Origin of the sequence: Lacticaseibacillus huelsenbergensis (genome assembly GCF_029726355.1) — a bacterium.
GTDB lineage: Bacteria > Bacillota > Bacilli > Lactobacillales > Lactobacillaceae > Lacticaseibacillus > Lacticaseibacillus casei.
In genome coordinates, this window is record NZ_CP120687.1 from 2,674,332 (window position 1) to 2,690,045 (window position 15,714).

The window sequence follows — 15,714 nt, forward strand, 5'->3', positions numbered from 1 at the left end:
CGAGATCGTCTTCGTGCCGTTTTCTAAGCATTTTTTAGTCATGCTTTGTTCGCGCTCTGCGGGTGCGTGGTGTATTCTATAAATTAGTTGTTTCAAAAAGGGAGTTTATTATGGACAAAGCAACGCAAGCATATAATGATTCATCCATTCAGGTGCTGCACGGCCTGGAAGCCGTTCGCAAGCGGCCTGGGATGTATATTGGTTCCACCGATGGCCGCGGATTGCACCACTTGGTTTATGAAATCGTGGATAACTCAGTCGATGAAGCGCTCGCGGGGTTTGGGGACGAAATCAATGTAACCATTCACGCCGATAATTCGGTTACCGTGCAGGATCATGGACGGGGGATGCCGACGGGGATGCATCCCAGCGGCAAGCCGACGATTGAAGTGATCTTAACGGTGCTGCACGCCGGCGGGAAGTTTAACCAAAATAGCTATAAAACATCCGGCGGTCTGCACGGAGTCGGTTCCAGTGTCGTGAATGCCTTATCTGAATCACTGACCGTGCGGGTTGTCCGCGACAAACGGGCTTTTGAGGAGCACTTCATCAACGGTGGTCATCCAGACGGTGGTTTGCAAAAGCTAGGCAAAGTGAATGAACCAAATGGCACCACAATCACCTTCAAACCGGATCCGACAATTTTCCAGACCACGGTTTTCAACTATGATACACTCGCCGAACGGTTGCGCGAATCAGCCTTTTTGCTGAAAAATATTACGATTAACTTAATTGACGAGCGCACCGGTAAGCAGGATCAGTACCACTATCCGGATGGCTTGGTGAGTTTCGTCAAGTATCTTAATGAAGGCAAAGATGCCTTATCGCAGGTCATCAATTTTGAAGGCAAAAAAGACGGCATTGTGGTTGACTTTGCCGGCCAATATAATGATGGCTATTCCGAAAATATTATTTCCTTCGTTAACAATGTGCGCACCGGAGATGGCGGCACGCACGAAATCGGCCTGCGTAGTGGGATGACCCGGGCGTTTAATGAGTTCGCACGCAAAGTCGGCTTGTTGAAAGACAGGGATAAGAACCTTGAAGGCAGTGATGTTCGGGAAGGCTTCGCCGGTATTTTAAGCGTGCGGATTCCTGAAGAAATCCTGCAGTTTGAAGGCCAGACAAAAGGCAAACTGGGTACCCCGCAAGCTCGCACAGTTGTCGACGGTATTGTTTACGAAAATCTTTCCACGTTTTTGATGGAAAATGGGGAAGAGTCCCAGGAACTCGTACGTAAGGCGATTAAGGCCAGGGATGCCCGCGAAGCAGCGCGTAAGGCGCGCGATGACAGTCGGACCGGCCGTAAGCGGAAAAAAGATCAGGGACTGCTCTCCGGTAAATTAACCCCAGCACAGACCAAAAATCCTAAACGCAATGAACTTTACCTAGTCGAAGGGGATTCGGCTGGCGGCTCTGCCAAGCAAGGGCGGGATCGCAAGTTTCAGGCGATTTTACCGTTGCGCGGGAAAGTTCTGAATACACAAAAGGCCAAGCTGCAAGACATCGTTAAGAACGAAGAAATCAATACGATGATTTATACAATCGGTGCCGGTGTCGGCGCGGATTTTGACATCCAGCAGGCAAACTACAACAAGATCATTATCATGACCGATGCGGATACCGATGGCGCGCATATTCAGATTCTGTTGCTGACGTTCTTTTATCGGTACATGCGACCGTTGATTGATGCCGGACGGGTTTATATTGCGTTACCGCCGTTATATCGGCTGCAAAAAGGTGCTGGGGCTAAAACCAAGATCAGCTATGCCTGGACCGATGAAGAGCTGGCTAAGGAAACCAAGGCCATGGGGAAGGGCTATACGCTGACTCGCTTCAAAGGACTTGGGGAAATGAACGCTGATCAGTTGTGGGAAACCACTATGAATCCAGAGACGCGCACGTTGATTCGGGTGCGGATTGACGACGCCCAGTTAGCCGAACGGCGCGTGACGACTTTGATGGGCGATCGGGTCGAACCCCGGCGTGAATGGATTGAACATCATGTTAAGTTTGACATGGATGACGACGGTAGTATTTTGGAGACACCGACAGCCAACCACGAGAAGTTGCAGTTTGGTGCCAAGCAAATCGTTAAACAGTTAGACAAGAAAGGAAAGTAAAAGCCATTGGCCAATCAGATTCAGGAGTTGACCTTAGAAGAGGTCATGGGCGACCGGTTTGGCCGGTACTCGAAATACATCATTCAAGAGCGGGCATTGCCGGATGTCCGTGACGGGCTAAAGCCGGTTCAGCGCCGAATTTTGTTTGCGATGAATCAGGATGGCAACACTTACGACAAAGGTTTTCGTAAATCGGCTAAAAGTGTCGGTAACGTTATGGGTAACTATCATCCACATGGTGATAGTTCGATTTATGAAGCAATGGTCCGGCTCAGCCAGGATTGGAAGTTGCGGGCACCGTTGATTCAAATGCACGGCAACAACGGATCGATGGACGGGGATCCGCCTGCCGCAATGCGGTACACGGAAGCGCGTCTGAGCAAGATCAGTAAAGAAATGCTGGCGGATATCGACAAAGAGACCGTGGATATGGTCCTTAATTTCGATGACACGGCGCAGGAGCCAACAGTTTTACCGGCTGGATTTCCTAATTTGTTAGTCAACGGTGCGACCGGTATTTCCGCTGGTTACGCGACCGAAATTCCGCCGCATAATTTGCGTGAAGTAGTAAATGCCATTTTGTACCTGTTAAAGCACCCGCAAGCTGACCTAAATGACTTGATGCAATATGTCAAAGGCCCGGATTTTCCAACCGGTGGGATTATTCAAGGGCTTGACGGCATCAAGCAAGCATATGAAACCGGCCGCGGCAAGATTGTGGTGCGTTCACGCACGCATATCGAAACCATGCGTGGCGGACGGGAAAAGATTGTTGTCACCGAGATTCCTTACGATGTCAATAAAGCCTTGATGATTAAAAAAATCGACGAACTGCGCCTTAATAAGAAAGTCGATGGCATCGCCGAAGTTCGGGATGAAAGTGACCGTTTTGGTTTAAGCGTTGTCATTGAGCTGAAGAAAGAAGCCGACGCCCAAGGCATTTTGAATTATCTGTTCAAAAATACCGACCTGCAGATCACTTATAACTTTAATATGGTTGCCATCGCCGATATGCAGCCAAAACTGCTAGGTTTAAAGCCGATGCTGGAAGCGTATGTTGCCCATCGCCGTGATGTCGTCACTCGCCGCACGCGGTATGAACTGAACAAAGCACAGGCACGGCAGCATATTGTTGAAGGCCTGATCAAGATGCTGTCGATTTTGGATCAGGTGATCGCGGCTATTCGAGCTTCTAAGGATAAAGGCGATGCCAAGCGTAATCTGGTTAAGCAGTTTGACTTTTCCGAAGCGCAAGCAGAAGCTATCGTGTCCTTGCAGTTGTATCGCCTGACCAATACCGATATTACTGCCTTACAAAACGAAGCGGCGCAACTGGCTAAGGCTATCGCTGGTTATCAGGATATTCTGGCGCGGCCGGCCGCGCGTGATCGGGTCATCGAGCAGGAACTCAAGCGGATTGCCAAGGAATACGGGGATGATCGCCGTAGCAGCATCCAGGCTAAAATTGAAACGCTTGAAGTTGCAACGACGGTGACGGTTGCTGATGAGCCAGTTATGGTTCAAGTATCACGGGATGGCTACGTCAAGCGCAGTTCGTTGCGCAGTTACCAGGCCGTTGACCCTGACGATAACGGGCTCAAAGCGAATGATTTGGCCATTTTCACTGGTGAGTTGCGCACGCTGCAGCACCTTTATATTGTGACCAATGCCGGGAACATCATTTATCGGCCGGTTTACGAAATCGGTGATGCCCGCTGGAAAGATACTGGCGAGCACCTGAGCCAGACAGTCGGACTGGGTACCGATGAAAAGGTATTGGCAGTCTTTGCCTTTGATCAGTTGGACATTGCAGGTAGTTTTGTTCTTGGTTCCAGTGATGGCTATATTAAACAGACAGCGCTGAGTGATTTACAACCACAACGGACCTATAAACGTAAACCGATGCTGGCCATGAAGCTTAAGACGGCTGGTGCGGTGGTTACGAATGCTTATTTCACCACTGATCAGTCACAGGATGTTTTTGTTGTCAGTCACCATGCATACGGATTAACGTTCCCGTTAGCCGATGTTTCGACCGTTGGCGCGCGAGCAACCGGCGTTAAAAGTATGGATCTAAAACCGGATGACGAGGTCGTCAATTTTATTCTGGTTAAGAATCCGCAAAGCGCGGTCGTCGGGATTCTGACCCAACGCGGTGCGTTCAAACGGATGGCATTAAGTGAAGTCGGCGAAATGAGTCGGGCTCGACGCGGTCTGCTGGTCTTGCGCGAGCTTAAGCGTGATCCGCATCGCATCGTCGCCATGATGGCAGTTGATGTGAATACCCGCTTGGATGTACTGACTGATGCTGACAAAGTTGTTACGCTGACGCCGAGCCAACACCCAACCGGTGATCGTTACTCCAATGGGTCATTCGTCATTGATACGGATGTTCAAGGGACACCGGTCTTTGTCCGTACCCGCGAAGAGATTCCAGAAAAAAATGAACAATAGATTGAAGGGTAGCCGTTCCTGTATTAATACAGGAACGGCTATTTTTACTTATTGTAGTACAGATAAGTTGTGCACGATTTATCAAATTCGCGGTCTACTAATTTTTATGAAACAGTTAAGTACACTAAAAAAACAAAAGAACCCCTGTTATATAGGCAATAAAACGCTTGCATAGATCCCGCACCGTGTTATACTGAGTTTGTAAGAACTGTCACATCTGTAATTCACTTTAGGAGGCAAACACCTATGAAACAGCTTGACGAAACCAAAGTTCCTAATTATTGGGAAGGCTTTAACGGCGGTGACTGGCAAGAAGAAATCAATGTGCGCGATTTTATCGAGCATAACCTGAACCAATATGATGGGGACGAGAGTTTCCTTGCTGGCCCCACTGAAGCAACAACTGTTTTGAACAATCAGGTTCTGAACTTGAAGAAGCAAGAACGTGCCAATGGCGGCGTTTTGGATGCAGACAACAACATTCCATCAACCATTACGTCACATGGCCCTGGCTATCTCAACAAAGATCTCGAAAAGATTGTCGGCGTTCAAACCGACAAGCCATTCAAACGTGCATTCATGCCGTTTGGTGGTATTCGGATGGCAGAAGATGCGTTGAAAGCTTATGGCTTCGAAACCGATCCTGCCGAACACAAAATTTTCACTGAATATCGTAAAACCCATAACCAAGGCGTCTTTGATGCTTATACGCCGGAAATGCGCAAGGCTCGTCACTACAAGATCGTGACTGGGTTACCTGATGCATATGGCCGTGGTCGAATCGTCTCAGACTTTCCACGGATTGCCATCTATGGTATCGATCGGTTGATGGAAGAAAAGGTTAACGATTATAACCTGACTGGCGACGGTGAAATGACCGATGATGTCATCAAACTGCGCGAAGAAATCAACGAACAATATCGTGCGTTAAACGATATGAAGAAAATGGCCAAAGAATATGGCTATGACATTTCTCGGCCAGCTGCAAATGCTCAAGAAGCCGTTCAATGGATTTACTTTGGCTATCTGGCAGCCGTTAAGACGCAAAATGGCGCGGCGATGTCCGTTGGCCGGATCGATACGGTTATCGATGCCTACATTCAACGGGATATGCGTCTCGGCAAGTTAAACGAAGAACAGGCTCAGGAACTGATTGATCATTTGGTTATGAAATTGCGGATGGTTCGGTTCATTCGGACTGAAGAATATAATTCACTCTTCTCCGGCGATCCGATCTGGGCAACCCTGTCCTTGGCTGGCATGGGTAATGATGGTCGGCATCATGTCACCAAGACCGCTTTCCGGTTCCTGAAGACCTTAGACAACATGGGTGCAGCACCGGAACCAAACATTACGTTATTGTGGAGCGAACGCTTGCCAGAAGGCTTCAAGCGCTACGCAACTGAAGTCTCCATCCAAAGTTCAACCATTCAATACGAAAATGATGATCTGATGCGTAACGAATGGGGCACGGACTATTATGGCATTGCCTGCTGTGTATCCGCACAGCCGATCGCTGACGGCGTTCAGTACTTTGGCGCTCGGGCAAACCTGGCAAAGACCGTCTTATATGCCATCAATGGTGGGAAAGACGAAATTCAGGAAGCACAAGTGGGTCCTGAATATGAACCAATCACCAGTGATTACATCGATTACGACGAATTCATGAAGAAGTTCGACAAGATGATGGACTGGTTAGCTGACGTTTATGTTAATGCGCTGAATGTCATTCACTACATGCATGACAAGTATTACTACGAAGCAGCACAGTTGGCATTGAAGGACACCCGGCTGAACCGGACGTTTGCAACTGGTATTTCCGGCTTGTCACATGCGGTTGACTCTATCAGTGCGATCAAGTACGGTCATGTTAAAGTGATTCGCGATGAAAATGGTATTGCGGTTGACTTTGTTGCTGACAACGACGACTATCCGCGTTATGGTAACAATGACGATCGGGCCGACAACATCGCTAAGTGGTTGGTGAAGACCTTCTACAATAAGATGAACACCCATCATCTGTATCGCGGTGCCAAGTTGAGTACCAGTGTTCTGACCATCACCTCCAACGTGGTTTATGGTAAGAACACCGGGACAACACCAAACGGCCGTCAGAAAGGCGAACCATTCTCACCAGGTGCCAACCCGGCATACGGCGCAGAAAAGAACGGTGCTTTGGCTTCCTTGATGTCCACCGCTAAGATTCCGTATCACTACGCAACTGACGGTATCAGCAACACGTTCGGGGTTACACCAAATACCCTGGGACATGATGATGAAACCCGTAAGGATACCTTGGTTCACATGGTCGACGGTTATATGGAGAACAGCGGCATGCATCTAAACATCAACGTCTTCAACAAGGAAACGTTGATCGATGCACAGAAGCACCCAGAAGAATACCCAACCTTAACTGTCCGGGTTTCAGGCTATTGCGTATACTTCGCGGACCTGACAAAGGAACAGCAGGATGACGTTATCGCACGGACATTCTTCGACGAAATGTAATCCAGTCAACTCAACATCAAAACAGGAAATCATTCCTGTTTTGTCAAAAGACGGCAACGTTGCTGTTGCCGTTTTTTGACAAACTGAAATGAAAATCGTTTGAAAACTATCAGCATACTAGCAGTGGAGGCGGCATAGATGAAACTTATCGATCAATCACAAAGCCCGTTAAACATTTTGGAACAGGTCGGGCAGGATCATGAAGGGCCAATTAAGGGTTACGTTCACTCGGTCGAAAGCTTCGGCTCAGTCGATGGACCCGGGATTCGCTTTGTCGTTTTCATGCAAGGGTGCCGTATGCGGTGCCAATACTGTCACAATCCTGACACTTGGAATATCGGCGTCGGTGAGGAAATGACCGCTGATCAGATTTTGGCGGATGCACAGCGTTATAAGGCTTTCTGGGGCGAACAAGGCGGTATTACATGCAGTGGCGGGGAAAGTCTGGTGCAAATTGACTTTATCCTTGAGCTCTTTACTAAAGCCAAGGAACTCGGCATTTCTACTTGTCTCGATACGTCAGGTGGCCCATTCACCCGCGATCAGCCTTGGTTTGGTCAGTTTGAGAAACTCATGGCGGTCACGGATATTTCATTGGTGGATATTAAGCACATTGATTCGGCTGAGCACAAGAAATTAACGGGATTCCCGAACGAAAACATTTTGGATATGGTTCAGTATATGTCTGCCCACGGCGATGATATGTGGATTCGACACGTGTTGGTACCACAACGTACCGATTTTGATCCTTACCTTAAACGGTTAGGGGATTACATCGCAACGTTAGACAAGCATGTGGTTCAAAAAGTCGAAATCCTTCCTTACCACACGCTGGGGGTCAAAAAATACCATGAACTTGGCATTACCTATCCACTGGAAGGCATCGAACCACCATCAGCAGATCGGGTTAAGAATGCGGAAAATCTGTTGCATGTCCAAGATTACACTGGCTGGCAAAATTGGCGTCCGCGTCCGGCTACCAAGGCGTAGTTTAGTTAGAACTTAACGTAACGATTAAAAACGCGGCAAATCTGTTGCGTTTTTTTTAAATGCCACTTATCATGATAAATGATCAGTATTATAAATTTATAAATGAAAGGGAAGCCGCCCCATGAAAACGAAGCAAGAGCGCATTTTCTCCTCGAAGACTCTCACGTATTTTCTGCAACTTGCAGAAACAATGAACTACACCCAGTCCGCTCAGCTGTTGGGCATTACCCAACCTGCATTGACGCAGCAAATCAAGAAGCTGGAGCGGACAGTGGGGGCGCCGCTGTTCTACTCTGTTGGGAAGAAACTGCATTTGTCGGATGCCGGTCAGACAATGTTGAAGGCAACCCACGAGATCTATGAGATCCTGAACCAGACGACTGACGAGATTCAGCAAAGTACCAGCGCAACTGTGGGTAAGATTAACATTGGCTTGTTGAGTTCGATTGAAGACAGTGCCTTTAACGCCTTCATTGCGCATTACTATGATTTGAATCCCGAAGTTGAAATCACTTTGCGGATGATGACCCGTCACGAAATTTGGGAAGCATTAGAAAACAATCAGGTTGACTTGGCGATTATGAATCTGCCTGATGAGACGATCAAGAATTGGAAACCATACGCCAGCAAGAAAATTCTTGATGAGCAATTGCTGTTTTTACATCATGACGATTCGTTGGCAAACCGTAAGCGCCTTCATTTTAAAGATACGCTTGCTGAACCATGGGTTACTTATCCGGATGATTATTTCCTGGGGCAGATGCTTCACGAAGCCTACAAGAATCAGATGGTTGATTTTCCGCATGTGGTGGCGCACTTTACCACGCCATATCAACTTACGCAGTTTGTTAATCACACCGGCGTGAATACTGCCTTGCCGACGAGTTTTGTGACGGCCCACGCTGATCAAATCAAAGCCCATGCTGTTTCATTCGAACCGGCCATTCGCTTTGAGACCTCATTCGTTTATCGAAAAGAAAAGGCTGATATTCCGCGGATTGCCAACTTCTTTAAGACGTTTGACGCCTATCTGGCAGAAAAAGATTATCTGTCGCGGGTCGGCGAAAACAGTGGTAAGATTGAAAGGTAAATATTGAGCTGAGGAGCGATCAATTAATATGACGACTTTGATTTTTGGACATCAAAACCCAGATACGGATGCGATTACCAGTGCCATGAGCTGGGCCGAGTTTCAAAAGCAGGCGGGCAACACAGATGTTGAAGCAGTAGCACTCGGTGAACCAAATGATGAGACCAAGTTTGTCTTGGATCATTTCAAGGTTCAAGCACCGCGTGTCATTAAAACCGCAGCAAATGAAACCGACACTGTGATGCTGGTAGATCATAACGAATTTCAGCAGAGTGTTGCTGATATCGAGGACGTGCAGATTGCGTCAGTGGTTGATCATCACCGGATTGCGAACTTTCACACCGCTGCACCGCTGTTCTATCGCGCAGAACCGGTTGGCAGCACGAACACCGTGATTTTCGAACTATTTCAGGAACACGGCTACACGATCTCGCCAACATTGGCTGGCTTGATGGCATCGGGGTTGATTTCCGACACATTGTTGCTGAAATCGCCGACTGCCACGGACAAGGACAAAAAGATTCTGCCTGAAATGGCTAAAATTGCGGGGATTGATTTGCAATCGTACGGTTTAGCCATGCTGAAGGCTGGCACTAATTTGGCTGCTAAGTCTGATATGGATATTATCGAAGGCGACGCCAAGAGCTTCACAATGGGCGGCAAGTCGATCCGGATCGGTCAGGTCAATACCGTCGATCTGGATGACATCTATGCGCGTCAGGATGATCTGTTGAACGCCATGACCAAGGAAGCACAGGCAAAGGGTTATGACGACTTCCTGCTGATCGCGACGGATATTTTGAACAGCAACTCAACCGGCTTTGCTGTTGGTGCTGACCGCGATAAAGTAGCGGCAGCATTTAACGAAAAGTTCGATACGAACGCTCGTTTGGCATTGCCTGGAGTAGTTTCACGTAAAAAACAAGTCGTGCCACCGATGCAAAAAGTATTTGAAGGTTGATCTGTCCGTTTTACGAATATAGTTAATTAAGTCGCAGCTGAACACCTTGGCTGCGACTTTTTGTGTTGTTTAAGTTGGCAAGATGGTAGAGCACTTAAGCTAAACTGAGTGACTCGTTCGATTGAAAGCAGATGTCCTGACGATGATGATCAAACGTGGTTAGCAAATTTTTGTGAACCAAGATTTGGTGTAGACTTGATTGACTGTATGTGTGCCGGAAATTTACGAGCGGTTAACTGATCGGCTCAATGAGCACACGAGAATGCTAGATTTGCGTAATTTGAGTGAACCTCCTGGAAAATATGCGAAATCAACGACCTACATACTACTTCGTATAATATATATTATGTAAACTAGAATGGAGAATCAGGGAACGGCACTTTTCGCTATATTTTGCCGGGCAGTAAATTCTTCCTAGTACACTCCCCCACTCGTGGATATCGGAAATTTTTTAACAGCAACGAGATTGGCACAAAAGCAGCGGTTTGATTCGAGGTTAAGAATTTTTCGCAAACTTTATGTACGATAACTGATCAGCAAACTTTATGCAGATGTTTTGGCTTAAACGGACATTTATCGGATAATCAGTAAATTTGCCCAGACTGGCAGAAATCAATCAATTGTTGCATGATTGCCACTTTTGTGATGGCCGCATATTTTGGCTGATAGCTGATTCATGATGAATTGCTGAAGCTTGTTCAAAATTGTAGCCAAACAACAACCACCAACTGAATTTTTCCAGTAGCAAGCAGCATCCAGTGCTGCAGACGGCGAATTTTAAAGTTCGAAAGTTCGGTGGTGCGAGCGAGTTTCCATACATAAATTCGGATCAATAAACACGTTTAAGAATTAACGGGATTTGGCGACCTTAACCAGGCTTTGACGTTTACCTTTGGATAAAGCTAGAACTTTATTCAATACAGTCTCACATCATTTTGCCGAAACAAGCTGCGTTAAATCGCGGTTAAGTCGCTCATCTTCCTCGGCATCAGCCTCTTTTTTCAGGTATACTAGCATTATCTAGAAGAAAACATATGTTCGAGGTGATGTTGATTGTCGACTCAGAATTATCCAAAATTAATCCACGCCATGCTGCCCTCTTTGCCTGACTACATTCAGGACTACTATCACAGTCAAAAAGCAATTCCGATTGCTGACTCTACCCTTTACCAGTATCTGCATTTTTATCAGGAATTTCTTGAATGGCTGATCACTAGCGGCGTGACGACCGCCACTTCCCCGCAATCTGTGCCGCTTGAAACGCTGGAACACCTTTCTTTACGCGATGCGCAGGCTTTTATGGCTTATCTGCTAGAGCGGCCTTCCAAAACGCATCCAAATAAACGGATGACGCGGCGCAGTGTTGCCTTGCGATTGGTGGGCATTAAGGCACTTTATCGATTTTTGACCGAGGAAAGTGAACCGCATGAAGACGGTGAGCCTTACTTTTACCGCAATGTCTGGAATAAGGTTAAATTAAAAACCCATGCCGAGACGACGGCTTATCGCAATCACAAATTGCAGGAAATGCTGTTTGTGGACGGTGAAGATGCTAAGTTTTTGCATTGGCTGGATCAGGTTTATGCCCATCAGTTACCTTCGAAGCAACGGGCTTACTTTAATGCAGCCAAACAGCGCAACTTGGCGATTATTGCGTTGCTGTTTGGGTCTGGTGTGCGTGTGAGCGAGCTGGTTAATATGAATCTGGAAGATTTGAATATGGACCGACACACGGTGCAGGTTGTGCGCAAAGGCAATTTTCAGGATCGGGTGAATTTTGCGGACTGGATTGACCCCTATCTCACCGCGTATTTACAACAACGTGCGGCCATTATTGCCTATCAAAAGCCGACCTCGCCGCTGTTTGTAACGCAGGTCGGTCAAACTGTGAAGCGCATTCGCCAAAATACGATCGAGGCTTTTTTTAAACGTTACACGACGGCTTATGGTCGACCATCCACACCGCATAAAGCGCGACATACTTTAGGGACGAATATTTATACGGTGACCAAGGATGTGCAACAAGTGGCCGATCAGCTTGGGCAGACGACGACAAGTGCGACTGATCTCTATATTAACCTGAGCGATAAGCGCGGGAAAGCTGCGCTGCGTGAGGTTTCTGAAACAGCAGCCAAGGCGTTGGATCGGCACACCCAACAACCGCATGAAAACTAGTGCGCCTGAATTAGCCTAGAAGGGTGTTATTCAGGCGTTTTTGCATGGACAGGCTTATAATGAAGCCAGTTAGCATAAGGGTAAATAGAAAGGCGTGATTCATTGTGTTGGATGTTAAGGATTCAGTGAACCGGCTGGCTTGGACCACCGAGCACCATTTTCTGCATATTCAGGCGCGGCATGATTTCATGCGGGCTTGGGCCGTTCAATTCGAAATGGCTTATACGGATTTTCGGGTGATTCAGATGGCCTTACAGCTTGGCGGTGAGCAGTATCATGATCTGCTAAAGCGGTTTGCGGCTGCCTATGAAGCAGTTTATCCATTCGAATACGCATTTGCGGCAGGTGGCCTTGCCGGTTTTGATGAGCAATTCGCCGATAAAATGGCCGATTATCAAACCGCTGAACAAAACCTGCTTAAGCTGATTGCCGAGATTAAAGCCTTGCAGCCGGCTTGAGACATAACAACTAAAAATGCCGTTTCTGACAGTATCGTTGTAGACAAACGATGGGTCAGGAACGGCACTTTTTTAGAGTTTTGGTGGTTACCGGACTATCACCAGCGTCCCCTTACCTACCTGCGACTGGTTGGCTGGCGGCGGGAAACGATGCGGTAATAAACATTGCCGGTCAGACGATACATTAACACGTAGATCACGGCAAAAATGGCTAACGTGATGAGTGAAACGGTCAGGAAGAATTGCCAATCAGGCAAGCCAAACAGCATCATGATTCGCTGCACGAATGGCAAGGCAAAGCCAACGTGGATGGCAGCGACGACCAACGGCAGATAAAACAGCATGAGTAGTTGGCTGTTGATGGTTGACCGCACCTCGCGCAGGCTTAAGCCGACTCGCTGGAGAATGGTGTAACGCCGCTCATCAGCATAACCTTCTGCCAGTTGCTTGTAATAAAGAATCAGCAAAGTTGCCAAGATAAACGTGGCACCAAAGACGATGCCGAGAAACAGAAAGCTGCTCATCATGCTGGCGGTATCGTCGTAGTTGACGGCGCGGGACTGAACAGTGTCAGGAAGTGCGATGCCACTTTTGTTTAAATCTTGATACAGCTTAGTTTGGTTGACATGACTGCCGCTCAACATTAAATCCTGATTCGTGGTGACATCTGTTTTAAGCTCGGCCATGGTCTTTTTCGGGTACAAATGATGCAATGCCGCGAGCATTTGTGTTTCAGATGGAAATGCGACGAAAAGATTGGGAATAAACGTTTTCGGTGCATTGGGAAAGCTTGAAACCCGCGTTGCGACATGATAAGTTTGCTTCCCGATTGTCAGAGTATTGCCAGCGAAATGATTGGACGTGTAAATAAGAATATTGTTTCCATTCAGCGAACGGTGTTGTCCAGTGTAACGATTATAGTTCGCAATGGTCATCAACTGGACGCTGCGGGCATTGTCAAAGCCAAACGGTCCGTTGATACTGCTTTGGGAATTCAACCGGTTTTTTTCAAGCAATGCCAACGTGCTGGAAGGGCCAGTAAACGTGCGAATTGACCGGATACGGACGTGATGGGTTTTGGCCAGCTCGGTGACGCGATTGGCAGCTTCGGCATCATTTGTTTTAAGGGAGTATGATAAGTCGACTGGCGTTTGTGCGTTAACGATTTCATTGATGCCAAAGAAAAGCGTGGCGGTCGTGGCCAGCGTAATGAGGGTCATGGTCACCAAAATGGCAATTGATGCTAAACCGGCGCCGTTTTGTTGCATTCGGTAAAGCAGATTCGAGACATTAATGAAATGCTTAGGCTGGTAGTAATAGTTTTTTCGACGCCGCAGCCATTTTAAGACAAAAACCGAACCCGACGTGAATAAGCCATATGTTCCTGTGATGACCAGTATGACCGCAAAGAAAAACATACTCATGGCTTCCAGCGGATTGGTGATGACAACGGCCAGTGTATAGCCGGCGATTAAACATACAAGGCTGAAAATCAGCGTGAACCACGCAATCTTCGGTTCCCGCTCACCGGCGCTTTGTTCGCGAACAATGTCAATTGGCTGCTTGCGAATAAGCCAGATTTCATCGATGAACATTAAGATGATGAAGAGTCCGATTGTGATGATGCCGGCAATGCTGAAGGCTTGTTGGCTCAGACCAAACTCAAGGTGGTGGTTGACATGCAGCACCTTGGCCAGTGTCAGATAGCTAATCCGCGACAGGACTGTTCCCAAAGCACCGCCCAATAGCAATGTTGCCAACAGAAGCAGCAATTTTTCGATGGCCATCATTTTGCTGAGTTCGCCTTTACCAAAACCGATGATGTTGTACAAACCGAGCTGGCGGATACGTTGCTTGCGAAGAAAATTGTTGGCATAAATCACTAAAATGACGGAGACGATTGCGGTAATGACCGAGCCAAACATGAACAGCGATCTGCCCGCCGAAGCGCCAAACTCGCTGAACAGAACATCACTGCTGGCATAGGCATTTAGCATGATCAGATTGATCGCCATTAGGAAGCTGGTGGTGATGACAAATGGGACAAATAAGCGGCGGTCTGCTTTGAGGTTGGTGGCGGCCAGTTTGAAATAGAATTTCATTGTCCTTCGCCTTCCTTCGTCAGCATCGCCGTCATCGTCTCGCTGATTCGGGTCAGGAATTCCGGTTGATCAAGTTCGCCCCGGTAAAGTTGATGGAAAATTTGGCCATCCCGGATGAAAAGCACCCGCTTGCTATGGCTGGCAGCAATGGCACTATGCGTCACCATGAGAATGGTTTGTTGACTCTGGGCATTCACGTCTGTCAGCAAGTCCAAGAGTTCGCTCGAAGTTTTGGAATCAAGCGCCCCAGTCGGCTCATCGGCCAGCAGAATTTCCGGTTCGGTGATCATGGCGCGGGCGGCAGCGACCCGTTGCTGCTGGCCGCCGGAGAGCTCGTACGGATACTTTTGTAAGAGGTCGCTGATGCCCAACCGCGGTGCGAGTTTAGCCAAGCGCTCGTTCATGACGGCTAGCGGCTTTTTTGCCAAAACCAGTGGCAGAAAAATGTTGTCTTGCACGTTGAAGGTATCAAGCAAGTCAAAATCCTGAAAAATAAAACCAAGGTGCTCCCGCCGGAATTTAGCACGTGCCCCTTCTTTAACTTTGCGGAGATCCTGGCCGTTGAGCGTGATTTCACCGCCTGTAGGGTTATCCAGTGTCGCAATCAGGTTCAGCAGCGTACTTTTACCGGATCCGGATTCCCCCATAATGGCGACGAATTCGCCTGATTCGACTGTAAAACTGATATTAACCAATGCTTGAACGGGTTGGGCGCCCCGACTTGTATAGGTTTTTTCGACATTTTTTAATTTAAGTAACGTTGACATACGATCTTCCCCTTTCACTGACTAGCTTAAAAGGGATGGCACCCTAAAACTACTTACAGTCGGCTGCGATTGCTTACAAGCTGGTA

The 15,714-nt window shown here is 47.6% G+C and carries 10 protein-coding genes; 8 read left to right on the forward strand and 2 right to left on the reverse strand.

Annotated elements, in window-relative coordinates; all coding sequences use genetic code 11:
* The first annotated feature begins 110 nt into the window (after nucleotides 1–110).
* The 8 genes from parE (at nucleotide 111) to LHUE1_RS12395 (ending at nucleotide 12,759) form a co-directional block, all read left to right on the forward strand.
* Entirely contained in the window at nucleotides 111–2,123 is a 2,013-nt protein-coding gene (parE, locus tag LHUE1_RS12360) for a DNA topoisomerase IV subunit B (protein WP_049169803.1), read from the forward strand.
* Nucleotides 2,124–2,129: 6 nt separating this feature from the next.
* On the forward strand, nucleotides 2,130–4,577 hold the full coding sequence (gene parC, locus LHUE1_RS12365) for a DNA topoisomerase IV subunit A (protein ID WP_049169804.1): 2,448 nt from the start codon (nucleotides 2,130–2,132) through the stop codon (nucleotides 4,575–4,577).
* A 246-nt stretch (nucleotides 4,578–4,823) separates the two neighbouring features.
* Nucleotides 4,824–7,085: a formate C-acetyltransferase gene (gene pflB / locus LHUE1_RS12370; RefSeq protein ID WP_010488355.1), complete on the forward strand. Its 2,262-nt coding sequence runs from the start codon at nucleotides 4,824–4,826 to the stop codon at nucleotides 7,083–7,085.
* A 138-nt stretch (nucleotides 7,086–7,223) separates the two neighbouring features.
* Nucleotides 7,224–8,075, forward strand: coding sequence for a pyruvate formate-lyase-activating protein (pflA, locus tag LHUE1_RS12375; RefSeq protein WP_025013527.1), 852 nt, complete (start codon nucleotides 7,224–7,226; stop codon nucleotides 8,073–8,075).
* 121 nt (nucleotides 8,076–8,196) lie between these two features.
* Nucleotides 8,197–9,165, forward strand: coding sequence for a LysR family transcriptional regulator (locus LHUE1_RS12380; RefSeq protein ID WP_010488353.1), 969 nt, complete (start codon nucleotides 8,197–8,199; stop codon nucleotides 9,163–9,165).
* Between the two features lie 28 nt (nucleotides 9,166–9,193).
* On the forward strand, nucleotides 9,194–10,126 hold the full coding sequence (locus LHUE1_RS12385; protein WP_047106129.1) for a manganese-dependent inorganic pyrophosphatase: 933 nt from the start codon (nucleotides 9,194–9,196) through the stop codon (nucleotides 10,124–10,126).
* A 1,053-nt stretch (nucleotides 10,127–11,179) separates the two neighbouring features.
* On the forward strand, nucleotides 11,180–12,301 hold the full coding sequence (gene xerS, locus LHUE1_RS12390) for a tyrosine recombinase XerS (protein ID WP_277848241.1): 1,122 nt from the start codon (nucleotides 11,180–11,182) through the stop codon (nucleotides 12,299–12,301).
* A 104-nt stretch (nucleotides 12,302–12,405) separates the two neighbouring features.
* Nucleotides 12,406–12,759 (forward strand): hypothetical protein, encoded by a 354-nt coding sequence (locus LHUE1_RS12395; RefSeq protein WP_047106130.1) that lies wholly within the window; start codon nucleotides 12,406–12,408, stop codon nucleotides 12,757–12,759.
* Nucleotides 12,760–12,875: 116 nt separating this feature from the next.
* On the opposite strand, the gene LHUE1_RS12400 is transcribed toward LHUE1_RS12395, so the two are convergent.
* Together LHUE1_RS12400 and LHUE1_RS12405 are read right to left on the reverse strand one after the other, a co-directional pair.
* Entirely contained in the window at nucleotides 12,876–14,861 is a 1,986-nt protein-coding gene (locus LHUE1_RS12400; protein WP_049169806.1) for an FtsX-like permease family protein, read from the reverse strand.
* Nucleotides 14,858–15,628, reverse strand: a complete 771-nt coding sequence (locus tag LHUE1_RS12405) for an ABC transporter ATP-binding protein (protein WP_049169807.1) — start codon at nucleotides 15,626–15,628, stop codon at nucleotides 14,858–14,860. The genes LHUE1_RS12400 and LHUE1_RS12405 overlap by 4 nt, the downstream gene beginning before the upstream one ends.
* Nucleotides 15,629–15,714: the final 86 nt, after the last annotated feature.